Annotated in this window: 21 protein-coding genes and 3 pseudogenes; 22 read left to right on the forward strand and 2 right to left on the reverse strand. The window is 65.8% G+C overall.

What is annotated here, in order from left to right:
* The first annotated feature begins 199 nt into the window (after positions 1 to 199).
* From Q8S38_RS17655 to Q8S38_RS25065, 10 genes and pseudogenes are all read left to right on the forward strand, one after another.
* Positions 200 to 754 (forward strand): KorB domain-containing protein, encoded by a 555-nt coding sequence (locus Q8S38_RS17655; RefSeq protein WP_305681713.1) that lies wholly within the window; start codon positions 200 to 202, stop codon positions 752 to 754.
* 284 nt (positions 755 to 1038) lie between these two features.
* The gene (locus tag Q8S38_RS17660; protein ID WP_305681691.1) at positions 1039 to 1548 is read left to right on the forward strand and encodes a plasmid mobilization protein; all 510 of its coding nucleotides are present in this window, start codon (positions 1039 to 1041) and stop codon (positions 1546 to 1548) included.
* Positions 1548 to 2594 carry a relaxase/mobilization nuclease domain-containing protein gene (locus Q8S38_RS17665; protein ID WP_305681692.1) on the forward strand — a complete coding sequence of 349 codons (1047 nt, stop codon included), beginning with the start codon at positions 1548 to 1550 and terminating at the stop codon, positions 2592 to 2594. Before Q8S38_RS17660 ends, Q8S38_RS17665 begins: the two co-directional genes overlap by 1 nt.
* Positions 2595 to 2978: 384 nt before the next feature.
* Positions 2979 to 3457, forward strand: a pseudogene (locus Q8S38_RS17675) (IS110 family transposase); the annotation flags it as partial.
* Positions 3458 to 3534: 77 nt separating this feature from the next.
* Positions 3535 to 4140, forward strand: a complete 606-nt coding sequence (gene tnpA / locus Q8S38_RS25020) for an IS66-like element accessory protein TnpA (protein ID WP_371125913.1) — start codon at positions 3535 to 3537, stop codon at positions 4138 to 4140.
* Positions 4077 to 4334 (forward strand): IS66 family insertion sequence element accessory protein TnpB, encoded by a 258-nt coding sequence (gene tnpB, locus Q8S38_RS17685; protein ID WP_371125914.1) that lies wholly within the window; start codon positions 4077 to 4079, stop codon positions 4332 to 4334. The genes tnpA and tnpB overlap by 64 nt, the downstream gene beginning before the upstream one ends.
* A gap of 42 nt (positions 4335 to 4376) precedes the next feature.
* Positions 4377 to 5916, forward strand: a pseudogene (tnpC, locus tag Q8S38_RS17690) (IS66 family transposase).
* Between the two features lie 342 nt (positions 5917 to 6258).
* A complete protein-coding gene (locus Q8S38_RS17695) occupies positions 6259 to 7611 on the forward strand; it encodes a ferredoxin reductase family protein (protein ID WP_305681693.1) in 1353 nt (450 codons plus the stop codon).
* A 448-nt stretch (positions 7612 to 8059) separates the two neighbouring features.
* Positions 8060 to 8377, forward strand: coding sequence for a transposase (locus Q8S38_RS17700; protein WP_305681715.1), 318 nt, complete (start codon positions 8060 to 8062; stop codon positions 8375 to 8377).
* A pseudogene (locus Q8S38_RS25065) lies at positions 8337 to 8519 on the forward strand (IS3 family transposase); the annotation flags it as partial. The gene Q8S38_RS17700 and the pseudogene Q8S38_RS25065, both read left to right, overlap by 41 nt.
* Before the next feature lie 289 nt (positions 8520 to 8808).
* Here the strand turns inward: Q8S38_RS25065 and Q8S38_RS17710 are convergent.
* Both Q8S38_RS17710 and Q8S38_RS17715 read right to left on the reverse strand, forming a co-directional pair.
* Positions 8809 to 10146 (reverse strand): sensor histidine kinase, encoded by a 1338-nt coding sequence (locus Q8S38_RS17710; protein WP_305681694.1) that lies wholly within the window; start codon positions 10144 to 10146, stop codon positions 8809 to 8811.
* Positions 10143 to 10805 carry a response regulator transcription factor gene (locus Q8S38_RS17715; RefSeq protein WP_305681716.1) on the reverse strand — a complete coding sequence of 221 codons (663 nt, stop codon included), beginning with the start codon at positions 10803 to 10805 and terminating at the stop codon, positions 10143 to 10145. Before Q8S38_RS17715 ends, Q8S38_RS17710 begins: the two co-directional genes overlap by 4 nt.
* A 142-nt stretch (positions 10806 to 10947) precedes the next feature.
* Here Q8S38_RS17715 and Q8S38_RS17720 point away from each other — a divergent pair, with 142 nt between their 5' ends.
* The 12 genes from Q8S38_RS17720 (at position 10948) to Q8S38_RS17775 (ending at position 21696) form a co-directional block, all read left to right on the forward strand.
* Complete coding sequence (locus Q8S38_RS17720; protein WP_305681695.1) at positions 10948 to 11346, forward strand: PepSY domain-containing protein; 399 nt, start codon at positions 10948 to 10950, stop codon at positions 11344 to 11346.
* Between the two features lie 62 nt (positions 11347 to 11408).
* Positions 11409 to 11924: a cytochrome b gene (locus tag Q8S38_RS17725; RefSeq protein ID WP_305681696.1), complete on the forward strand. Its 516-nt coding sequence runs from the start codon at positions 11409 to 11411 to the stop codon at positions 11922 to 11924.
* Between the two features lie 269 nt (positions 11925 to 12193).
* Positions 12194 to 12664 (forward strand): DUF2271 domain-containing protein, encoded by a 471-nt coding sequence (locus Q8S38_RS17730; RefSeq protein WP_305681697.1) that lies wholly within the window; start codon positions 12194 to 12196, stop codon positions 12662 to 12664.
* Positions 12665 to 12676: 12 nt separating this feature from the next.
* Positions 12677 to 14878, forward strand: coding sequence for a PepSY domain-containing protein (locus Q8S38_RS17735; protein WP_305681698.1), 2202 nt, complete (start codon positions 12677 to 12679; stop codon positions 14876 to 14878).
* Entirely contained in the window at positions 14859 to 15833 is a 975-nt protein-coding gene (locus tag Q8S38_RS17740; protein WP_305681699.1) for an FAD:protein FMN transferase, read from the forward strand. Before Q8S38_RS17735 ends, Q8S38_RS17740 begins: the two co-directional genes overlap by 20 nt.
* Positions 15834 to 15977: 144 nt before the next feature.
* Positions 15978 to 17273: a bifunctional sulfur transferase/dioxygenase Blh gene (blh, locus tag Q8S38_RS17745; protein WP_305681700.1), complete on the forward strand. Its 1296-nt coding sequence runs from the start codon at positions 15978 to 15980 to the stop codon at positions 17271 to 17273.
* Positions 17274 to 17284: 11 nt separating this feature from the next.
* Positions 17285 to 17605 carry a sulfite-sensing transcriptional repressor BigR gene (gene bigR, locus Q8S38_RS17750; RefSeq protein ID WP_305681717.1) on the forward strand — a complete coding sequence of 107 codons (321 nt, stop codon included), beginning with the start codon at positions 17285 to 17287 and terminating at the stop codon, positions 17603 to 17605.
* Positions 17602 to 18009 (forward strand): YeeE/YedE family protein, encoded by a 408-nt coding sequence (locus tag Q8S38_RS17755; protein ID WP_305681701.1) that lies wholly within the window; start codon positions 17602 to 17604, stop codon positions 18007 to 18009. Before bigR ends, Q8S38_RS17755 begins: the two co-directional genes overlap by 4 nt.
* Positions 18006 to 18449 carry a YeeE/YedE family protein gene (locus tag Q8S38_RS17760; RefSeq protein ID WP_305681702.1) on the forward strand — a complete coding sequence of 148 codons (444 nt, stop codon included), beginning with the start codon at positions 18006 to 18008 and terminating at the stop codon, positions 18447 to 18449. Before Q8S38_RS17755 ends, Q8S38_RS17760 begins: the two co-directional genes overlap by 4 nt.
* Positions 18446 to 19231, forward strand: coding sequence for a sulfite exporter TauE/SafE family protein (locus Q8S38_RS17765; protein WP_305681703.1), 786 nt, complete (start codon positions 18446 to 18448; stop codon positions 19229 to 19231). The genes Q8S38_RS17760 and Q8S38_RS17765 overlap by 4 nt, the downstream gene beginning before the upstream one ends.
* A gap of 99 nt (positions 19232 to 19330) precedes the next feature.
* Positions 19331 to 20566: an efflux RND transporter periplasmic adaptor subunit gene (locus Q8S38_RS17770; RefSeq protein WP_305681704.1), complete on the forward strand. Its 1236-nt coding sequence runs from the start codon at positions 19331 to 19333 to the stop codon at positions 20564 to 20566.
* Positions 20563 to 21696, forward strand: a complete 1134-nt coding sequence (locus tag Q8S38_RS17775; protein WP_305681705.1) for an ABC transporter permease — start codon at positions 20563 to 20565, stop codon at positions 21694 to 21696. The genes Q8S38_RS17770 and Q8S38_RS17775 overlap by 4 nt, the downstream gene beginning before the upstream one ends.
* Positions 21697 to 21699: the final 3 nt, after the last annotated feature.

A 21699-nucleotide genomic window follows, 5' to 3' on the forward strand; every position in this document is an offset into this window, starting at 1 on the left:
TAACCGGAGGCTGATCAGAAACGAACGCGACGATATGCAAAGGGCCCCGATCGGGGCCCTTTGCATATCGTCCTCCGGCGCCGCCACTGGCCTGCTTTTACTCCGCCCCGATGGCCTGGAATCCGACCGCCGTTGACACGAGAACATCCAGCGCGATGATCTGAAGGCGAACGAGATCGCGCGCTTCATCACGGCGCGCCTGGATGCGGGTGAGAAGCAGACCGAGATCGCGCGGCGTCTGGGTAAACCTCGCGACTGGGTTTCGCGCTATGGCGCGGTCCCGAAGATGCCGCCGTTCCTGCAGGAGATGCTGGCAACGAGTTCGATCCGCGCGGTCTACGAACTCTATCAGGCCTGGCGGCATGAGCCGAACGAGGTCGAGCGCGCGGTCGAGCACCGCACGGTCGTCACCGACGCTCAAGCGAGAGAGTTCGCGGCGACGGTCCGATCCGGCACGCCGCCAGGAGCGATCGATGCGAAGGCCGACGAGCCGGTTGGGTCGATGGAGAGCACCGAGCCCAGTCGTCGACCTGACCGGAGTGCGCGCGCTCCAGCAGCGATGGCACCGCAATCGCGTCCTGCTGCGAAGGGTGTGGCTGTCGTGCGAGTCCGTGTCGGCAAACGGCACGGTGCTTTGGTGCTCGACGATACTATGGCGAGCAGCGAAGGCTTTGCGAGCGTCGCATTCGACGACGGTTCGGTTGAGGATGCCAGCGTGACCGCGCTTCGAATCGAAGCGGTTCTCATCGGCTGACACTGCGAGACCAGCGCCTCGCCCAGAGTGTGGTTTGAACCACACTGCGTCGTTCCAGGGGCGGTCTCATTTCCTAGCCAGCAACAGCATCGTCGGTTTGCTGTGGGCTGCCGATGGCGCTTGTGACACGCCTCTTCTCGAATCGTTAAGCAAGGTGGATTGTTGAGAGTCTTTGGATTGGGTTCTAGTGCAGGATAGGCTTGCCGCCAGCGAATTATTACGCCAGTTTGACGTGGCGACGCGCTATGGCGCGTCGATGGATCTCGCTGCGGAGGAGCGCCCTGATGCCGACGCTGACGTTGCGGGTTTCAGACGAGTTGGCGCTTCAGTTCGCCTCGCTGGCCGCGACTGAGGGCGGCAAGTCGGCGCTGATCCGCCGGCTGCTCGAGAGCGCTGTCGGCGCTCCCGGTTCGAAGCGCGCACCTGTTGCGGTCGGTGCGCCGCAGAAGGTGACGGTGCGTTTCCGCGAAAGCGAACTGGCTCAGATTGGCGAGATGGCGGCGGCGCGCGGGATGACGCGCACGCAATGGATCACGTCGCTGGTGCGGTCGCGGCTGGGCGCTCCGGCGCAGCAGTCAGACGGTGAGCGCGAGGCGCTGCGAGCGATCGCACGCGAACTCAATCGGATCGGCGGCAACATCAATCAGATTGCGCGGGCTGCGAACGGAGGCGAGGGCGGCGCGGTGGGAGGCTCTAAGTCCGGACTGGATGATGCGCGTGTGGCACTGGAGGCACTCCAGGGCGAGTTGAAGGATGTGCTGGAACGGACCAGCACCTATTGGGAGGGCCGCTGATGAGCGGAAAGGGCGCTCAAGAGCCACTCGATGACCTGCCACCAATCTCGTATGTCTGGCGGACGCCGGTGCGCCGGCCGCGCGTGTCCGAGACCGACATTCCCGATCCTGTCGCGCCGCAGCGCGTCACGCCGGCGATGCGTGCGCGGCTCGAGCGGATCGTGGGACGTGCGGCGGAGGTGATGGTCAAGATCACCGGGCGGACCAAGGATGCAGGGCATCTCAAATCGCATCTCGAATACATCATGCGCAATGGCGAGCTGACTGCCGAGACCGAGCAGGGATCTCTGATGCAGGGCCGGGAGGGTCTCAAGGATCTCCAGTCGCGCTGGACCGAAGACACGGCGCTCGACGACAAGCGCCGCCGTGATGGCAGCGTGTCGGTGAACATCATTTTGTCGATGCCGCCGGGGACCGATCCGATCGCGGTGAAGGATGCCGTGCGCGCGTTCGCGATCGAGACGTTCGAAGCCAACCACGACTATGTCTTCGTGCAGCATCTCGATGACAAGCATCCGCATGTGCATCTGACGGTTCGCTCGCACGGCTATAACGGGAAGCGCCTGAACCCCCGAAAGGCCGATCTGGCGACCTGGCGGGAGCGCTTTGCGCAGGAGCTTCGCCTGCGCGGGGTCGCAGCCGAGGCAACGCCGCGGCGGACGAGGGGGAAGGTGCGCAAGCACGACAAGGGAACAGTGGTGGCGCTCAGGCGTCGCGGCGTCGTTCCCGATACCGATAAAGGCGCACGGGAGGACGTGGTTCGAGTTGCGAAGGGTGGCGCGTCGGGTTCACGACCGTGGGAGGCGAAGGCTCGCGAACGCCAGGCCAAGATCCGGGCTCAGTACCTGGCTCATGCCAAAGAGCTCGAGCAGACTGGGAAGGGAAGCGATCGGGCTCTCGCGATGAAGGTGCGGGAATTCGTGGCAAAAATGCCTGCCCCCGAAACGCTGCGCGAGCAGCTGATGCGAGAATTGGGGGCTGCGGCGCAGCGTTCTCGATCAAGCCATGTACGCGGAGCCACCATAAGCGAAGAGAAGCATCGATAGTTGTCGCTTTGGGTCGACTTCCCGTCTGCATTTAGCCCGTTGCTTCGCGGTCCAACACGGCCTGCAGGGCGGCGCTGCGATTCTGTCGCACCGTCACTGCGCTTGCCGGCGTCGCGATCAGCTTGACGGAACCAGTTCGCGATGGATTGCGCCGTTGGCTCGAACTCCCGCTGCAGCTCTTCAGGCGTTCGCCCGGATCGGCCCAACTCGACTATCTGCCGCCGGAACTCCGGCGGATACGCAGCTCGAAAACGCGGCATCGGACACTCCTGGATATGACTTCAAGGGGGTCCACAAAACCGGGTCAACTCCATGCTGTCGTTGCTCCTTTTGTGAAGACATCATCGACGGCCACGGCCGAAGAGGATCGGGAAGGAGATCATCGTGAAGCACTATGTCGGGCTGGATGTGTCGCAGAAGGAGACCAGCATCTGCATCGTCGATGATGCTAGAAAGATTGTGTTCCAGGGAAAAGCAAGTCCGATCCCGGCGCGCTGGCGGAGTGGCTTCGCAAACGTGCGCCACACGCCGAGAGGATCGGCTTCGAGACTGGTGCGATGTCCAGTTGGTTATGGCACGAACTCCGGCGAGTGGGTCTGCCTGTCGTCTGCATTGACGCTCGTCATGCGAAGGCGGTGCTGTCGGTTCGAATGAACAAGAGCGACGAAAACGATGCCCGCGGCCTGGTCGGACTGGTCCGCGTCGGCTGGTATCGGGAGGTCAAGGTCAAGAGTGGCGAGAGCCAGGCGACCCGTTCCGTGCTGGTTGCACGAGCGAGGTTGGATGCCATCCGCCGCGATCTCGAAAATCAGGTCCGATCGATGCTCAAGGAATATGGGTTGCAGTTCGGCCGGGCGATCGGATCGTAAGCGTCGCCCCGTTCCCACCTTTCGGACTGGTGCATGAACGTTGATGTTCCGAGCCTGGAGGGCTTGGACATATGACGATTTCAGAGCTTACGCTTAAATCGAGCGTCGAGATCGACGATCCGGTTCGACGGTTCGAGGTCTTCACGGGCGCGGGGCGCCGGCGGGACTGGTCTGCCGAGGACAAAGCGCGGATTGTGGCGGAGAGCTTCGAGCCGGGCGCGGCGGTGAGCGCCGTTGCCCGCCGCCATGCCTTGTCGCCGCAGCAATTGTTCACCTGGCGGCGCGAGATCCGCAAGGCCACTAAAGCGATGCCCGTGTTTGTGCCGGCGGTGATCACGTCGGAATCTGCCGTCGCACCGGAGCGGCCGGCGCCATCGTCAAGCTCGAAGCGACGCTCTCGGCAGCGCCGCGCGGCAGCCATAGAGATCGACGTCGCGGGTGTCAGGGTGACGATCGAGAACGGGGCCTCACCTGCCACGATCGCGGCGGTGCTTGGCGCGTTGAAAGACCAGATCGTGATCGGCCCGACCGGCGCGGTCCGCGTCATGGTCGCGACGAAGCCGGCCGACTTCCGCAAGGGCGTCGAGGGCCTGGCCGCGCTGGTGGCGAGTCGATGGGCACCGACCCGTTCTCCGGCACGGTCTACGTGTTCCGCGCCAAGCGTCCCGACCGGGTAAAGCTGGTGTTCTGGGGCGGTACCGGCGTGGTTCTGGTCTCGAAACGCCTGGAGGATGGCGAGTTCCGCTGGCCCAAGATCGAGGACGGAGCCCTGCGGCTGACGGCGGCCCAGCTTCAGGCCCTGTTTGAAGGATTGGACTGGCGCCGGGTCCATGAACCGCGGCGGGGGGCGGCACCGGTCGCTGCGAGTTGAAAGCGCTCGCAAGCATCTGACGAATATGATTGAATCGGCGTGATGGCCTCGCTCCCGCCAGAGCTTCCCCGTGCCCCCGAGACGCTTCAGGCGATGCTGATCGCGCGGGAAGCGGAGATCGAGCGCCTGCGCCAGATCATCACGGAGTTGCAGCGGCATCGCTTTGGCCGCCGGGCCGAGGCCTTGCCCGAGGACCAGCTTCTGCTGGGGCTGGAAGAGGCCGAGCAGGTCGAAGCCGCCGAGTTCGCGGCGTCCGAGGAGACAGCGCCGGCCGAGAAGGCAGCCCGGGGGCGCCAGCGCCGCGCGAACCGCGGCGCGCTGCCACCGCATCTGCCGCGGATCGAGATGATGGTCGACATCGAGAGCGATGTCTGTCCTTGCTGTTCCGGCAAGCTCCATCGCATCGGAGAGGATGTGGCCGAGCGCCTCGACATCGTGCCGGCCCAGTTCCGGGTGCTCGTGCTGCGCCGCCCGAAATATGCCTGCCGGTCCTGCGAAGACGTTGTGGTGCAGGCTCCGGCCCCGGCCCGGTTGATCGAGGGCGGGATCCCGACCGAGGCGATGGTCGCCCAAGTGCAGGTCTCGAAGTACGCCGATCATCTGCCGCTGTATCGTCAGGCCCAGATCTATGCGCGCCAGGGCGTCGTGCTCGATCGCTCGACGCTGGCCGACTGGGTCGGGCGCGCCGCCTTCCTGTTGCGGCCCGTGCATGAACGGATGCTGGCGGCGCTGAAGAGCTCGCCCAAGCTGTTCGCGGACGAGACCACGGCGCCCGTGCTCGATCCAGGCCGGGGCCGGACGAAGACGGGCCAGCTCTGGGCTTATGCCCGCGATGACCGACCCTGGGGTGGCGCCGATCCACCCGGCGTCGTCTATGTCTATGCTCCCGACCGCAAGGCGGAACGGCCGATCACTCATCTCGCCGGCTTCCGCGGTATCCTCCAGGTCGACGGCTACGGCGGCTACAAGGTGCTGGCCGAACGCGGCGAGGTTCGCCTGGCCCTGTGCTGGTCGCATGTGCGGCGACGCTTATACGAGCTCGCTCAGTCCGGCCCCGCTCCGATCGCCAGCGAAGCCTTCCAGCGCATCGCCGAGCTCTACCGCATCGAAGCTGCGATCCGTGGCCATGATGCCGATGCACGTCGGGTGGCGCGCCAAAAAAAGAGCAGGCCGCTCCTCGAGGCCATGGAGCCATGGCTGCGCCAGAAGCTCAGCCTGATCAGCCAGAAGACGAAGCTCGCCGAGGCGATCCGCTATGCGCTATGCGCTCTCGCGTTGGCAGGGCTTGAGCCTCTTCCTCGATGACGGTCACGTCGAAATCGACTCCAACACCGTCGAGCGCTCGATCCGGCCGTTGGCCCTGACGAGGAAGAACGCGCTCTTCGCTGGCTCCGACGGCGGCGCGGAGCATTGGGCCGTCATCGCCTCGCTCGTCGAAACCGCAAAGCTCAACGGCGTCAAGCCGCACGCCTATCTCGCCGATGTCATCGCCAGGATCGTAAGCGGCCATCCCAACAGCCGCATCGATGAACTGCTGCCATGGGCATATCCCGCTCAGGCCGCTCTCAGGGACGTGGCCTGAGGACGACGCTTACACTCCGGCCTCGGTATTCCACCGTGCTTCGAAAAGACAAGGAGGCTCCGAGCTCAAGGACTTGTCGGAACTTCAGGGCCGACCGATTGGGCGCTGATCTCGGCAGTGTCGGGATCGGCTTCGTCGGAACCTGGCCTGGTTTTGCCTCGCCGCAACAGTAGCGCGCCGGCAAGACGGACGGTCCGCTGACCACCCAAGGAGGAGAGGCCGAAAAGGAGGAGAAGTTGCTGCGCCATCCTTGTGGCAAGTCAACGACAAAGCAGATCTGTGTGCATACAGGAGACGAATCTATGTGGTCGATCGCGCTGAACACCGAGGGATGACGGCAGCATGCGAAATATCAAGCGTACCTTGTGGGGAACGCTGGCCCTGTTAACGGTTCTCTGGTTTCTCACGGCCCCTTCGGTGTTGCGGTCGACCGGCTTCTTCGCCCTGCGCAATGCGATGGTCCAGTACAGCGGTGTCATTGCCATGGGGGCGATGAGCGTCGCGATGATCCTGGCGCTGCGGCCCCGCTGGCCCGAGCGTTGGTTCGGTGGACTAGACAAAATGTACCGGCTGCACAAGTGGCTCGGTATCGCTGCCCTCGTCGTTTCCGTGGTCCACTGGCTCTGGAGTCAGGGACCGAAATGGGCGGTAGGCTGGGGCTGGCTGGCACCTCCGGTGCGCGGTGAGAGATCACTGTTCGAAAACCCGGTCCAGGCACTTTTCATGAGCCTGCGCGGTACCGCGGAAGGGATTGGCGAGTGGGCCTTCTATGCCAGCGTACTGCTGATCGTATTGGCGCTGATCAAGTATTTTCCGTACCGGTTCTTCTACAAGACCCACCGCCTGTTAGCCGTTACCTATCTGGTGCTGGCGTTTCACACGGTCGTGCTGCTTGAGTTCAGCTCCTGGGCGTCGCCGCTTGGCGTGGTGATGGCGTTGCTCCTTGTCTCGGGCAACTATGCCGCGATTGTCATCCTGCTGCGTCGCGTCGGCGCGGACCGGCAGGTTGAGGGGAAGATTGTTTCGCTCCAATACTTTCCTGGTGTGCGCACGCTTGAGACCGAGATCGAGGTGCCGCAGGGCTGGCGTGGCCACAAGCCGGGGCAGTTCGCCTTCGCAACATCGGATGGTTCCGAAGGTCCACACCCCTACACCATCGCCTCAAGCTGGAACGACATTGATCGCAGGATCACCTTCGTCACCAAGGAACTGGGCGACCACACCAACCGGCTGCGCGAGGAGCTGCATGTCGGACAAGACGTCAAGATCGAAGGTCCGTACGGCTGTTTCGACTTCGACAACAGCCAGCCCCGACAGGTCTGGATCGGCGGCGGCATCGGCATCACGCCGTTCATTGCCGGCATGAAGCACATGGCGCTGGAGCGACAGGCAAAGCCGAACCAGCCGTCACCCGCCATCGACCTGTTTCATACGACCGCCGACTACGATGAGACAGCGCTTGCCAAGCTGAAGGCAGACGCTTCGGCCGCGAATATCCGCCTGCATACCCTGGTCGACGCACGGGACGGGCGCCTGTCGGGCGACCGTATCCGGATGGCTGTACCGGAATGGCGCGCAGCCAGCTTCTGGTTTTGCGGCCCGGCACGTTTCGGCGAGGCCTTGCGCAAGGATTTTGCCGCGCAAGGTCTGCCCGTGGAGGAGAGGTTTCATCAAGAGCTGTTTGCGATGCGATGAACTGAGGTTCGGTCGCTGCAACCCGATCAGGCACTGCTGCGCACCTCGCGCTTCTAAAGTCTGAGGCCGCGTCTGCAGCTTCTCGCCATCAAACTGCGCCCTCTCACGCAAGCGCCGATTACCGATGGTGGCACAGCGTGACTTGTCGCTGGTCACCACCGCCCCGGCCGCCTCGCCGGCTCCATGGGTCGTGGCCTGCGCCAAGGCGGGCCTCGTGATCGGTGGCGGCTCGGACGGCGTCCGCGACAGCTGGAGCCCCTATGGCATGTGCGACGTGCTGGAACGGGCGATGCTCGTGAGCCTGCGCAACAATTTCCGCTGCGACGAGGAGATCGAGCTCGCGCTCGATGTCTGCACCCATGGCGGCGCGAAGGTGATGGGGCTCGTGATGATCCCTCGATTCAGTGGACACCTTTGCTATGCCCGAAAGGGCATGGGAGGTGTTTCAATGCCGAAGCCGAGAAGGGAGTTTTCTCCCGAGTTCAAACGAGAGGCAGTTGCCCTGCTGGAGAGCAGTGGCTGGCCACTGATGCAGGTGGCGACAGAGGTGGGCATTTCACCGTCAGTGCTGCGTAACTGGCGAGCGGTGATTCACGGTGGTCCACCGCGCTCGCGTGTGGCGACGCCAGGCACGTCGCCACTGCCGACTCCTGCCGACCAGGCGGCGGAGATCGCACGGCTGAAGCGCGAACTGGACCGCACACGTATGGAGCGTGACGTGCTAAAATGCGCCCATGGAAAGCTTCTTCCACATGCTCAAGGTTGAGCTCGCTCACCAGCGGCAATGGGCAACGCGCGAGGATGCACGGCGAGACCTGTTCGCGTATATCGAAGGCTACTATAATCGCCGGCGGATCCACTCCGCTCTCGAATATAGAACCCCGGAACAGGCCGAGCGACAAGGATAGGTCGGCGGTGTCTAACGGACCGGGCGCAGTCCACTCGCGAATTATGGGCTTTCCGTCGGCTGCTTTGCCGATCTGGTGATCCTGCCCGGCGAAAATCTGGCCGAGGCCGTCATGGTGCGCCCCGCCGAGCGGACCGTCGTCAAGCGCGGCAGGATCATCGCCCGGAACGGCAGGCTGGCCGGGGCCGAGGCCTGATCCGGACCGGCATCGGCACCGCCGCGGAGCCGTCGCGCTGCGACGGTGTAGCGGCGGTGCCGGAGACCGGCTTCTCGCGGCGCGGGTGACGGGGTCAGCCCAGCCGGCCGATCCGGAGCCGCGCTTCGAAGCCGTCTTCGTGTCCCTCTCTCGGGGAGATCAGTTCGAGGCTGCTGCCGGTACCGGTGGCGATCGCCTTCGCGATGGCCAGCCCGAGCCCGGCGCCTTTCGCCTGCGTGCGGCCGCGCTCGAACGGGCCGAGCAGGCGGGCGAGCAGACCCTGCGGCACGGCCGGCCCGGCATTGGCGACGCGCAGCAGGCCGTCCATCGACAGTGTCACGCGGACCGGCTCGGTCCGCGAGCCGTGCTTCAGCGCATTCTCGATCAGGTTCCGCGTCAGGATCGCGAACGCATCCGGATCGATCCGGGCAGGCACCGGGTCACCGGGCAGGACCAGTTCGATCCGCCCGGCACCGCTTGCGTTGGAGCTCAGTTCGCCTACGACCATCCGGAGTATGATGCAGGTGTCGACTGCCTCGGCACCATGGAGGCGGCCTCCTTCCGCCCTTGCCAGCTGCATCAGCTTTTCCGAGAGGCCGGAGAGTCGTCGCAACGCGGCTTCAATGTCGCGAGCGCGCTTGCGAGCGCCAGCGTCGGTCGTTTCGATGATCAGTCTCTGCGCCTGTGCCAGCGCAGCTGCCACCGGTGTGCGCAATTCATGTGCGGAGTTGGCGGCAAAGCTGCGCTCGGCCTCCAGAGCGCGCCTGAGTCGTTCCAGCAACTGGTTCACTGCCTGTTCGACTGGCCGGATTTCCGAGGGCAGGTCGCTGGCAGCAACCGCAGTCAAGTCGCCGGTGCCCCGAACCTCAATTTCGGAGCGGAAGCGCCGCAGGCTCGTCGTCGACAGGCGCACGACCGCCCATATGCCGATCAGGCTGATCGGAACGATCAGGGCGAGCGGGCGGGCCAGACCGACGAGCACGTCCCATGCCACGGCGCGGCGGCGGGCTTGCGGCTCGGCGACGGTGATCGTGATCGTGCCCTGTAGCGCGGCATCCGAATAGAGACGGTGGCTCGGCGTATCGGAGAAGCCCATGCCGCTGAACGGCGGAAAGATCGCCGGGTCCGCTCTGTGCGAGCGCAGCAGCAGCTCACCTTCGGCGTTCCGCACCACATAGGTGAAGTGCTCGTCGTGCTCGCGCATCGTCGCGACGCTCTGGCTGGCTGCGTCGTCGCTGTCGCGCCCGACGATGTCGCGCACGGCCAGCGGCAGCAGGCGCTGCCCGGTTTCCGCGAGCGCGCTGTCGAAGACCTCGTCCATCTCGTGGCGCAGATTCTGCGCGGTCACCGCAGCGGCCACCGCCCAGACCAGCGCGATACCCAAGCCCAGCCAGATCGACAGGCGCCATTGCAGGCTTTTCGGCGCGATCATCGCGCGCTTCCCAGCCGGTAGCCGATACCTCTTACGGTGTGGACGACATCGGGGCCGAGCTTCTTGCGCAGGCGGCTGACATGGACCTCGATCGTGTTGCTTTCCACCCCGGCACCGAAGGCATAGAGCCGGTCTTCCAGCTGGGCCTTGGACATCACCTGGCCGGGGCGCTGGACGAAGGCCTCGAAAAGCGCCCATTCGCGCGCGGTCAGGTCGATGAGCCGCCCGCCCTTCATGATCGTCCGCGCCGCCAGATCGATCTGCAGGCGGCCGATCTCGACGAGCGGGTTGGGATTGCCGCTGTAGCGGCGCGCCACTGCGTTCAACCGTGCGGTCAGTTCCGAAAGGTCGAACGGCTTGGTCATGTAGTCGTCTGCGCCCGCATTGAGCCCGTCGATGCGGTCGGAGATTTGGTCCAGCGCGGTCAGGATGATGACCGGCGTGACGGATCCCTTCCGGCGCAGCTCGCGCAGGAACGCGACCCCCCGACCATCGGGAAGCATCAGATCCAGCAGGACCAGATCATAGGCGGCGCTGTCGAGATGCTCGGCGGCTCGATCGAGGCGGCCGACCCAATCCACCGAATGGTTGTCGCCGACGATGTGGTCACGCACCGCGGCCCCGAGGATCGTGTCGTCCTCTATCAGAAGAACTCTCATGAAGGCGCAATCCCATCTGTCCGAGACCAGTTGCCTGCGGAACCTGTCAGCCTGCTGAAGGGCGGGCCCTTCAAGCTTCAGCTGCGCGTCAGGAAAGATTGCCATCATTCCGGCCTGGGAACGCTGATCAGGGACAAATGCCATGGTGAACCCGTTCGTCGCGGGCCTGCTGCTCCTTGCCGTCGCAGGATCAGGTGCTGCGATCGCTGATGACGAGTGCGACGTCCCCCTGGGGCGGTGGCAGCCCCGCGAGGCCGTGCAGGCGATGGCGCAGGCACGGGGCTGGCAGGTGGACCGGCTCAGGATCGACGACGGTTGCTACCAGATCAGAGGCACCGACGAGACCGGGCAACCGTTCAAGGCGAAGATCGATCCCGCCACTCTGGCGATCGTCAAGATCAAGCGCAGGACCCGCAGCGACGGCGGCCACCGTTCTGAACGGCGCTCGTCCGCCGCCACCGGCACGGCCGATCCGTCCGGACCGGCGTCTCCGAAACCCCTGTTCGACCGCAGCGAGCCGCCGAAAGCCACGGTGAAATAAGCGGGCGGGGCCTCCCTGTCCCGCGACGCTGCACCCCTCCGTCCAACGCAGGAGAAATGGCCATGTCCGTCGCCACCGCGCGCTACTCGAAACCTCTGGTCGCCATTCACTGGGTAGCGGCCCTCGCCGTGCTCGGCGCATGGCTGACGGCGGAAGGCGGCCGGGAGGTGGTCCGGAATCCGCCGATGCTGCATTTCTGGCTGGGCCTTGCGGTCCTAGTTCTAATCGTTCCGCGGCTGATCCTGCGGCTGGTGGAGCCTGTGCCCGATAGCGGCCCGCAGCATGGCTGGCTCGCTATCGGCGCCAAAATCGGCCACGGGCTGCTCTATCTGCTGCTGATCGCCTTGCCGATCACCGGCTGGTACGCCGCCTCGCGCATGGGCGTGTCCGTCTCCTTCCTCGGCCTGCACCTACCCTCCATCGCGGCGCCTGTGCAGGAACGTCCCGGCCTGATCGCCGAGCTTCACGAGAATGGCGGCACCTTCATCCTGATCCTCGCCGGCTTGCACGCCCTGATGGCGATCTGGCACCATTTCGTTCTGCGCGACGGGACGCTGCGGCGGATGAGCCTACGCTGAGAAGGCAGGCGGCCCGCGCCCTCCGCCTATCCCGCCCTGCCTGCATCGGTTGAGGCGGGGAGGGCCGGAGAGGCGCGGCATTTTTACACGATCCCGGCTCTTCCTGACGTCCGACTGAAGCCGAAACCGTCACCGCGTCAGGAGGCCGTCAGCGCGTGGTCCCAGATTGATCGTGCCGGACGGCGGGGCACTGGCTTCGCCGGTGCGGCTCAATGCTCACCGGCGGGAACATGCCGTTCTCGGTGCCGGGCAAAGGAGGTCCAGCTACCATGAAGAAGATCATCCCGGCCGTCGCGTTGGCCGCGGCGCTCACGCTGCCAAATCTTGCCCAGGCACGACCGCTCAAGCTCACCACCACGCTGGCCAATTATGGCGGCGACGGTGCCTATCTCGCGATCTATCTCACGAATGCTCAAGGGGCCTATGCCGGCAGCCTGTGGGTGGCCGGCCGCAAGTCGAAATACTATTCGCACCTGTCGGGCTGGCATCGCGCTACGGGCGGCAACCCTGCCGAGATCAACGGCATCACCGGCGCCAGTGTCGGCGCGGGCCGCACGCTCGAGGTTTCGCTTGATCTCGCCGATGCGCTCTTCGATGCAGGCTATACCCTGCATGTCGATGCTGCCGTGGAAGACATGCGCGACAGTCCGAACGAGGTCGCAGTTCCGCTGACGACCGCGGGCGCGAAAACGCCGGTTCGTGGCCGGCGCTACGTCTCGAGCCTGGCTTATGCGTTCTGAGTGGTGGCCGGCATGATCCGCCTTGTTCATCGCTGGCCTGGTCTTGTAGCCGGCCTTCTGCTGCTGGTGCTCAGCCTGAGCGGTGCGGTTCTCTCGATATTCCCGGTCGTCGAACGCCTCTCCTCGGTGCAGGCGGATGCGCTTTCGACCGCTGAGCTGGCCGAGCGCATCCAGGCGGTTCATCCCGAGGTTGAGCAGATCAGGCGGAGGCCTTCGGGCCGGATTAGCGCCTACTGGTCCGATAACGGCGTGCCGCGGGCAGCGGTCATAGATCCCGCGACAGGGCGGGAGATCGCCTCCGCCGATCCGAACCCCTTCGAGCGCTGGTTGACCCGACTGCATCGCTCGCTCTTTTTCGGAGACGTTGGCCGCATGGCGATGGCGGCCGATGCTGCCGCCATGCTGTTGCTGACTGTTTCCGGCGCTGTGCTCGTCGCGCGGCGTGCAGGAGGCTGGCGGCGCTGGTTCTCGGCGTTGCGCGGACCGTTCGCGGCGCGCCTGCATGTCGAGCTCGCGCGCATCGCTGTCGCCGGCCTGCTCTTGTCTTCCACCACGGCCTTGTGGATGACGGCCTCGACCTTCGACCTCCTGCCCGACGGGCCATCGCCCGTGACGGAGGTCGAGAGAAGTGGCCGGACAGGGATGCCCGTCGCAGGCATGGATATCCTGAAGCGGACACCGGTTTCCGAGCTGCGCAGCCTGGCCTTTCCCGATCCGGCCGATGCAACCGATGTCTTCACGCTCAAGACGGACCGCGGCACCGGTCATCTCGACCAGGGAACCGGAGCGCTATTGGCCTGGAGCGACCCGAGCGCATGGCAGCGCGTCTCGGAGACCATCGACATGTTGCACACCGGGCGGGGCGCCGCTGCCCTGGGCCTGGTCCTCGGCTTGATGGCGCTCAGCGTACCCGTGATGGCTGGGACGGGTTTCGTCCTGTGGTTTGCAGGCTGGCGTGCTCGTCCGCGCATTCGCGGCAATGTCGCCGCCGGACGAGCCGAGACGATCTTGCTCGTCGGGTCCGAGGGCGGCAGCACATGGGGATTCGCCGCGGCGCTGCATGCGGCGCTCTCCGCCGCTGGTCAGACAGTTCACGCCGCGCCGATGTTGTCCTTCGAGCCGGCCCGTTATCGGCGGGCGCGGCGCATCCTGGTCCTGTCCGCGACCTATGGCGACGGCGCTGCGCCTGCTTCGGCACGCGGATTCCTTGACCGGCTGAAATCTCTGCCTGCGACCCCTTCGGTCGCGCTGGCGGTTCTCGGCTTCGGCGATCGCAGCTTTCCCGGATATTGCGCTTTTGCGCAGGCCGTTGCCGATGTGGCGGAGGCGGGGGGCTGGCGCACGCTGGTGCCGTTCAAGACGGTAAACCGCCAGTCGCCGCAGGATTTCGCCGGATGGGGCCGGTTGCTGGGTGCGGCGATGGGGGTGCAGCTGGAACTTGTCCACCAGCCGGTCCAGCCGGCAGCCTTCCCGCTGACGCTGGTTTCACGCCGCGATTATGGCGCCGAGGTGCAGGCGCCGACCGCCATTCTGCGCTTTGCCCTGCCGGAGTCGCCATTCTGGCTGCGGCTCACTGGCCACGGTTTCGGGCGCTTCGTGGCCGGTGATCTCCTCGGTGTCCTGCCGCAGGGCTCTGCCGTTCCCCGCTTCTACTCGCTGGCATCCGGGTGCCGGGACGGTTTCATCGAGATCGTCGTCAGAAAGCACCCCGCCGGCCTGTGCACTGGCCAGCTCTTCGAGCTGCAGCCGGGCGATACGGTCAACGCCTTCTTGCGGCAGAACTCCGGCTTCCATGCCGGCTGCGACGCTGCGCCCCTCATCCTCGTCGGGGCCGGAACGGGTATCGGGCCGCTGGCGGGTTTCATCAGGGCCAATGCCCGGCGCCGCCCCATCCGCCTGTTCTTCGGCATGCGGCATCCCGACAGCGACTTTCTCTATGGCGAGGAGCTGGAGGGCTGGCGGCGGAACGGACAGCTACAGCGGCTCGACACGGCCTGTTCGCGCACGCGGCAGCCCAGCTATGTGCAGGATGCGCTGCGCGGGGAGGGCGTCGAGATCGCCCGCATGGTTCGCAAAGGTGCGCGGGTCATGGTGTGCGGCGGGCGCGAGATGGCAGCCGGTGTCTCCGCGGTGCTCGCCGAGATTCTCGCCCCCACCGGGCTGACGCCGACGCTGCTCCGCGCGGAGGGACGTTATGTCGAAGATGTCTTCTGATCCGGACCGCCAGGCGTTGAGCGGGCCCACCATGGACACGCGCTGGTCCGCGCTGTTCTTCACGACCGGAGCCTTCGACCCGGCACCGGTTCGCAGCGCGCTTCAGGCTGCGGTGGACGAGGTGGACGAGCAGATGTCCGGCTGGAAGCCGGATAGCGATCTGATGCGTCTCAATACCGCCCCGGTGGGGCGATGGGTCGGTGTCCCCGAGCGGCTGATGACGGTGCTGGAACTCGCGCTCGAAATCGGCCGCTCCTCGGCTGGTGCCTTCGACATAGGCATGGGCGATGTCGTGAGCGCCTGGGGGTTCGGCCCGTCCGTGGCCGACCGGGCCCTGATCCGCAAGGCGCTCGAAATCCCGCGACAGGCCGCATACGAGGTGCTGGAGTTGAATGTGGAGGGCGGCGAGGCGCGCAAGAGGGCTCCCATCGTCCTAGACCTCAATGGCATCGCAAAGGGCTATGGCGTCGACCGGCTGGCGGAGACGCTGCGCGGCTTCGGCATCACCTGCGGGCTGGTCGGCATCGACGGCGAGATGCGGGCCCTTGGCCTGCGTCCCGATGGCGAGCCGTGGACGATCGCCGTCGAGAAACCCGACCCCGCCTCCCGTACGCCGCATTCGGTGCTTGTTCTGCAGGATGCTGCGGTGGCCACCTCGGGCGACTATCGACACTGGGTGGACGTCGGAGGTCGCCGTCTGTCGCATACGATGGACCCGCGCCGTGGCGCGCCCCTGACGAGGTCGCCGGCCTCGGTCACCGTGGTGGCCCGGACCTGCGCCGAAGCCGACGCCTGGGCGACTGCGCTGATGGTCCTTGGTTCCGGGGATGGGGCGGAGCTTGCGCGGCGGTTCGGACTCGACACGTTGTTCCTCAACCGCGAGGGCGAAACCATCCTGCCTCGGGCGGTCGGAGCCCTGTTCGCGGCTGGTCCGCTCAACCATGTCCCGCGCTAATCGTCACGAAAGGGCGTGGCTGCCGCTTCCCTGGGCACCTGCACAGGCACTTGAGTACGGTCGAGGTCGCGATTTGCGCTTGTTTTCCGTCGATATACAATATATGCAATAATATAGTGATTCCTAATCGAGAGGATGCTCACGATGACCGCCGTGAAGATCGACGACCGGCTGACGGTGGCCGACCAGCCGAGCCAGGAGACGCTCTCCGTACTTGCGGCTGGCGACTTCGCCACCATCATCAACAACCGTCCCGATGGCGAGGAGCTGGGCCAGCCAGGCAGCGCCGCCGAGAAGGCTATTCTCGAGCAGGCCGGCCTGGCCTATCGCTTCATCCCCGTGACGGCGACGACGATCACCGAGGCCGATATTCGCGCCTTCCAGGAGGCGGTGTCGGGGGCCAAGGGGCGTGTCTACGCCCATTGCCGCAGTGGCACGCGTTCATTGACGTTACATGCGTTGGGCGAGGTACTGGACGGCCGCAAGAAGCCCGGCGAGGTCGAGGCCTTCGGTCGCGAGCGCGGTTTCGATCTCTCGGGCGCGGTGCAATGGCTTGCCCGGAATGCGGCCCGGGCGCCGCAGGTGAAGGGCTTCTACGAGCCGCGCACCCTTAGCATCCAGTATGTCGTCACCGATCCGAAGACGCGGCGCTGCGCGATCATCGACCCGGTCTATGAGTTCGATGAGAAATCCGGGGCGACCGCTACGCATCAGGCCGACGAGATCCTCGCCTATGTGGCGCGCGAGGGGCTGACCGTGGAGTGGATCCTCGACACCCATCCCCATGCCGATCACTTCTCGGCCGCTCACTATCTCAAGCAGAAGACAGGTGCCCCGACAGCCATCGGCGCGCGCGTTACGGATGTCCAGAAGCTCTGGCAGGATCTCTACAACTGGCCAGACCTGACGACTGACGGCTCGCAATGGGACCGGCTGTTTGACGAGGGCGACAGCTTCAAGGTCGGCGAGCTCATGGGGCGCGTGATGTTCTCGCCCGGCCATACCCTTGCCTCCGTGACCTATGTGATCGGCGATGCGGCATTCGTGCACGATACGATCTTCATGCCGGATTCCGGCACGGCGCGCGGGGATTTTCCGGGCGGTAGCGCCAAGGCCCTGTGGGCGTCGATCCAGGCGATCCTGGCCCTGCCGGACGAGACGCGCCTGTTCACCGGGCACGACTACGAGCCTGGCGGGCGCGCTGCCAGATGGGAGAGCACGGTGGGCGAGCAGAAGCGCGCAAATCCGCACATCGTCGATATGACGGAGGAGCGTTTTGTCGCGCTGCGGGAAGCGCGCGACCGCACCCTGCCGATGCCGAAGTTGATCCTGCATGCGCTCCAGGTCAACATCCGCGGCGGGCGGCTGCCGGAGCCCGAAGCCAACGGCAGGCGGTATCTCAAATTTCCGCTCGATGCGCTCTCGGGGGCTGCGTGGTGATGGCCGCCGCAATGACCCGCAAGATGCCGCCGGCGGAGATGGAGGCGCGCGCCGGCGAGGTTGCCGCCTTGCTCAAGACATTGTCGCATCCAGCCCGTCTCCGGCTCGCCTGCGCCCTCGCCGAGGGGGAATACGCCGTGGGCGAGCTCGAGGAGCGGCTGGGCATTCGTCAGCCGACATTGTCGCAGCAGCTCGGCGCGCTGCGTGAAGCCGGGGTCGTCACCACGCGCCGCGAGGCCAAGCAGATCTTCTACCGCCTGAGCGAAGAGAAGGCCGCGCGCCTGATCGAAGCCCTCTACGCCATCTATTGCGAACAGGAGCAGCACCTATGAGCGCCTATTGGCCTTCCCTAATCGGCGGCATGTTGCTCGGCCTCTCCGCCGTCGTGCTGCTGCTGCTGGACGGGCGGATCGCCGGCATCAGCGGCATCGTCGGCAGTTTGCTCGGCGGCGGGCAGGTCCTGTTAAATGCGGCTTTCGTCATCGGGCTCATCAGCGGCCCGCCGCTCTACAGGTTGGCCTTCGGGAGCTTCCCGTCCGTGACCATCGCTGCCTCCTGGCCCCTGGTCCTCGCGGCCGGGCTCGCCGTCGGCATCGGCACGCGCATGGGCTCGGGCTGCACCTCGGGTCACGGCATCCTCGGCCTCGCCCGCTTTTCGAAACGTTCGTTTGCCGCGACCGCGACCTTCCTCCTCGCGGGGGTCGCCATGGCGACGCTGATGGAGTTCCTGCGGTGAAGCGTCTCGCGGCCCTGCGTATCGTCGTTGCGCTCCTCGCCGGCGCGCTCTTCGGCTTCGGCCTGTCGCTCTCCGGAATGCTCGATCCGGCGCGCGTGCTCGGCTTCCTCAATCTCGCCAGCGGGCATTGGGACCCGAGCCTGGCCTTCGTGCTCGGCGGCGCTGTGCTCGTGGCGGTACCGGGCGTCATGCTGCAACGCCGCCTGTCGCGCCCCCTGCTCGACGATAGTTTCCACCTGCCGGAGAAGACGGAGATCGACGGGCGGCTGGTGGCGGGCTCCGCACTGTTCGGAGCCGGATGGGGGCTCGCCGGCTTCTGCCCGGGCCCGGCGGTCTCTGCCCTGTCGATGGGCCTCGTCCCGGTCTTGCTGTTCGTCGCGGCGATGGCGGCGGGGATGATGCTGCACGACCGGGTCATCGTGGGGATGCTGCCGCGATGACATCGACCCTCGTCCTGGCGCTCGCCTCCGGCGGCCTCGTGGGCTTCAGCCTCGGGCTGGTCGGCGGCGGCGGCTCGATCCTGGCCACGCCGCTGCTGCTCTATGTCGTCGGCGTCGCCAACCCGCACGTGGCGATCGGCACCGGCGCGCTCGCTGTCTCGATCAACGCCTATGCCAACCTGCTCGCCCATGCCCGGAAGGGCCATGTGCGCTGGCTTTGCGCGGCCGTCTTCGCGGCGGTGGGCACGCTTGGCGCCCTGCTCGGTTCGAGCCTTGGCCTCGTCGTCGACGGAACCCGCCTTCTCCTGCTCTTCGGCGCGTTGATGGTCGTCGTCGGGGTGCTGATGCTGCGGCCGCGCGGCGTCGGCCGCGGCGAGGAGCGGCCGGTCGACCGGCGCACATGTGTGCTCACCGCCGCCGCGGCACTTGCGACAGGCATGGCGTCCGGCTTCTTCGGCATCGGCGGCGGCTTCCTCATCGTGCCGGCGCTCGTCATCGCCACCGGCATGCCGATGATCAACGCCATCGGCTCCTCTTTGCTCGGGGTGGGAACCTTCGGGCTGGCGACGGCCCTGAACTATGCCCGCAGCGGCCTCGTCGATTGGGTCATCGCGGGGCAGTTTATCTCCGGCGGCGTCCTGGGCGGCATTCTCGGCATGCTGCTGGCGACGCGCCTCTCAGCGGGCAAGGCCACACTGAACCGCATCTTCGCCGCGCTCATCCTGACCGTTGCAACCTACGTGATCTTCATGAACCTGCCGGCGACGATCGCCTCCGGCTAAGCGCGGAGGCTGGCTTTTGACACTACGTCTCCGGCAGGGGCCGGCTGAACCCCAACGGTCGCAATGCGACGTGTATAGTCGCTACGGAGCCTGAACAGCATGGATGTGCCATCCAACCAGCCGGGAATCGTCGGCAGTCTGAACGCGACGAAGCCGAAGCAGACAAGCATCTTCGGCCGGCGAACCGTCCGGCGCGCTCTTGCTGGCGTGGCGGTCATCAGCGTGCTTTTTGGCGCCAGCGTCGTCTACCGCAACCGTCCGGTCGAAGTTGAAGTAGTCATGCCCGAGCGTGATGTCCCGGTCCGTGTATTCGGTCTGGGCACGGTCGAGGCCCGCGTGATGTCCAAAGTCGGCTTCGAGGCTGGAGCTGCGCTAGTGGAACTCCATGCAGATCATGGCGACCATGTCCGCAAGGGGCAGGTCCTGGCCCGGCTCAGCTTGGGCGAGCAGCAGGCCAAGGTGGCAAAGGCACGCGCCGCGCTCCAGATCGCCGAAGTCAACATCGCACGCGCGGAGGCGAATCTGGAGAAGACGCGTGCCGTTCTGGCGCAAAGGCAGGTTGCCAACCGGCGTAGGCAGGAGCTCGCCGGACGTAGCGTCGTGTCGGAGCAGTCAGCTGAAGAGTCCGCCCGGGACGAGGCCGTTGCGAAGGCGGACGTCACCGTTACCGAAAGCGAGGTCGCGAGCAGCAGGGCGCAACTGGCGGATGCTCGGGCGCAAGTCCAGTTCGAAGAAACACTGCTGGGACACCGGACATTGACGGCTCCCTATGATGCGATAGTCATCGAACGGCACAAGGAACTGGGCACGGTCGTCAAGGCCGGTGATCCGATCTTCACCCTGATCGCAAACGACAGCTACTGGGGCCTTGCCTATGTCGACGAGGCGCGTGCCGGCTTTATCGCGGAGGGCCAGCGGGTGCAGGCCCGCTTGCGTTCCCGCCCGCAGGACGTCTTCACCGGCAAGGTGGCCCGCATCGGCCTTGAAAGTGATCGCAGCACCGAGGAGCGTCGCGTCTTCATCAGGGGCGACAACCCGCCCGCCCGCGTATTCCTGGGAGAGCAGGTCGAGTTTCTGATCACGGCTGCCACCCTCGCCGAGGCGCTCCTGATTCCGGAGGCAGCTGTTCACGGCTACAACGGCCACGAAGGCACGGTCTGGACGGTCGAGGATGGCCGGCTGAACCGCCGGCTCGTCAGGTTCCGGCACCGCACGGAGGATTCTCGTCTCGAGATCGTCGGCGGGGTGCCAGAGCGCGCGCGCGTGGTAATGCGCGTTGCGCCAGGCTGGCAGGTCGGGCGTACGGCGCGGATCAGCGAGGGCAAGGGGCTGTGAACCTCGCCTATCGCGACATACGGCACGGCTTCGGGCGCTTCATCCTGACCTGCATCGGGCTCGGACTGCTGCTCGGTGTCGTGCTGGCCATGATCGGCATCTATCGCGGGCTTGTCGTCGATGCGCTGACCATCGCTCGGGCCCCCGCCGTCGATTTATGGATCGTCGAGGCCAACACGCGTGGCCCCTTCGCCGAAGCCTCGCGCATTCCCGGCGACGTCCGAGAGGCCGTCGCGCGCATCGCCGGCGTCGAGTCGGCTGGCGGCATCACCTATCAGACGGTCGAAACCGAACATATGGCCGCCAAGCTCAGGCTCTATGTCATCGGTTACGAGCCGACGCGGCCGGGAGGGCCGCCGGAGATCCTTGCAGGGCGGGGTATCGCCCGCAGCCACTATGAGATGGTGGCCGATCAAAGCACCGGCCTCGCGCTTGGGGATCGCCTTCGCGTTGGCCGGAACACGTTTTCAGTCGTGGGATTGACGCGCCACCAAGTCAGCTCCGGTGGTGATCCTGCCGTCTATATCACGTTGTCAGATGCCCAGAAGCTACAGTTTGACCTTGCTCCGTCGGCGGCGCGCATCCAGCAGGCGCGCGGTGCCGTCGGAGGCAGCCGCGACACCGTGAACGCTGTCGTCGCAAGGTTGCAGCCCAATGCCTCGCCGGAAGCGGTGGCCGAAACAGTTCGTCGCTGGAAACACCAGGCTGCGATCACCCAGGAGGCTCAGGAACAGATCCTGATCCGCTCCCTGGTCGATCGCGCCAGGCGTCAGATCGGGCTCTTCACGTCGCTCCTGCTCGTCGTATCCGCCGTGATCATCGCGCTGATCATCTACACGATGACCATGGAGAAGACGAAGCAGATCGCCACCCTGAAGCTGATCGGCGCCCCGGATCGGACCATCGTCGGCATGATCGTTCAGCAGGCGCTGGCGCTGGGGCTCATCGGATTTTCCATTGGTGCCACACTGATCGCGAGCGTCAGCGACTACTTTCCGCGCCGTGTGATTCTTGAAGTCGACAACATACTCACGCTCGGTCTCGTCGTGGTCGCCGTGTGCCTGATGGCGAGCGGGCTCGGGGTTCGAGCGGCGCTTCGGGTCGACCCCGCAACCGCATTGGGAAGCTGAGCG

It is taken from the genome of Allobosea sp. (assembly GCF_030695125.1).
Lineage (GTDB): Bacteria > Pseudomonadota > Alphaproteobacteria > Rhizobiales > Beijerinckiaceae > Allobosea.

Bases quoted from the DNA above. Each gene is read 5' to 3' on its own strand.
- Q8S38_RS17660 (WP_305681691.1), top strand. From the start codon at position 1,039: ATGCCGACGCTGACGTTGCGGGTTTCAGACGAGTTGGCGCTTCAGTTC.
- Q8S38_RS17665 (WP_305681692.1), top strand. From the start codon at position 1,548: ATGAGCGGAAAGGGCGCTCAAGAGCCACTCGATGACCTGCCACCAATC.
- tnpA (WP_371125913.1), top strand. From the start codon at position 3,535: ATGACGATTTCAGAGCTTACGCTTAAATCGAGCGTCGAGATCGACGAT.
- tnpB (WP_371125914.1), top strand. From the start codon at position 4,077: ATGGGCACCGACCCGTTCTCCGGCACGGTCTACGTGTTCCGCGCCAAG.
- Q8S38_RS17695 (WP_305681693.1), top strand. From the start codon at position 6,259: ATGCGAAATATCAAGCGTACCTTGTGGGGAACGCTGGCCCTGTTAACG.
- Q8S38_RS17700 (WP_305681715.1), top strand. From the start codon at position 8,060: ATGCCGAAGCCGAGAAGGGAGTTTTCTCCCGAGTTCAAACGAGAGGCA.
- Q8S38_RS17710 (WP_305681694.1), bottom strand. From the start codon at position 10,146: ATGATCGCGCCGAAAAGCCTGCAATGGCGCCTGTCGATCTGGCTGGGC.
- Q8S38_RS17715 (WP_305681716.1), bottom strand. From the start codon at position 10,805: ATGAGAGTTCTTCTGATAGAGGACGACACGATCCTCGGGGCCGCGGTG.
- Q8S38_RS17720 (WP_305681695.1), top strand. From the start codon at position 10,948: ATGGTGAACCCGTTCGTCGCGGGCCTGCTGCTCCTTGCCGTCGCAGGA.
- Q8S38_RS17725 (WP_305681696.1), top strand. From the start codon at position 11,409: ATGTCCGTCGCCACCGCGCGCTACTCGAAACCTCTGGTCGCCATTCAC.
- Q8S38_RS17730 (WP_305681697.1), top strand. From the start codon at position 12,194: ATGAAGAAGATCATCCCGGCCGTCGCGTTGGCCGCGGCGCTCACGCTG.
- Q8S38_RS17735 (WP_305681698.1), top strand. From the start codon at position 12,677: ATGATCCGCCTTGTTCATCGCTGGCCTGGTCTTGTAGCCGGCCTTCTG.
- Q8S38_RS17740 (WP_305681699.1), top strand. From the start codon at position 14,859: ATGTCGAAGATGTCTTCTGATCCGGACCGCCAGGCGTTGAGCGGGCCC.
- blh (WP_305681700.1), top strand. From the start codon at position 15,978: ATGACCGCCGTGAAGATCGACGACCGGCTGACGGTGGCCGACCAGCCG.
- bigR (WP_305681717.1), top strand. From the start codon at position 17,285: ATGACCCGCAAGATGCCGCCGGCGGAGATGGAGGCGCGCGCCGGCGAG.
- Q8S38_RS17755 (WP_305681701.1), top strand. From the start codon at position 17,602: ATGAGCGCCTATTGGCCTTCCCTAATCGGCGGCATGTTGCTCGGCCTC.
- Q8S38_RS17765 (WP_305681703.1), top strand. From the start codon at position 18,446: ATGACATCGACCCTCGTCCTGGCGCTCGCCTCCGGCGGCCTCGTGGGC.
- Q8S38_RS17770 (WP_305681704.1), top strand. From the start codon at position 19,331: ATGGATGTGCCATCCAACCAGCCGGGAATCGTCGGCAGTCTGAACGCG.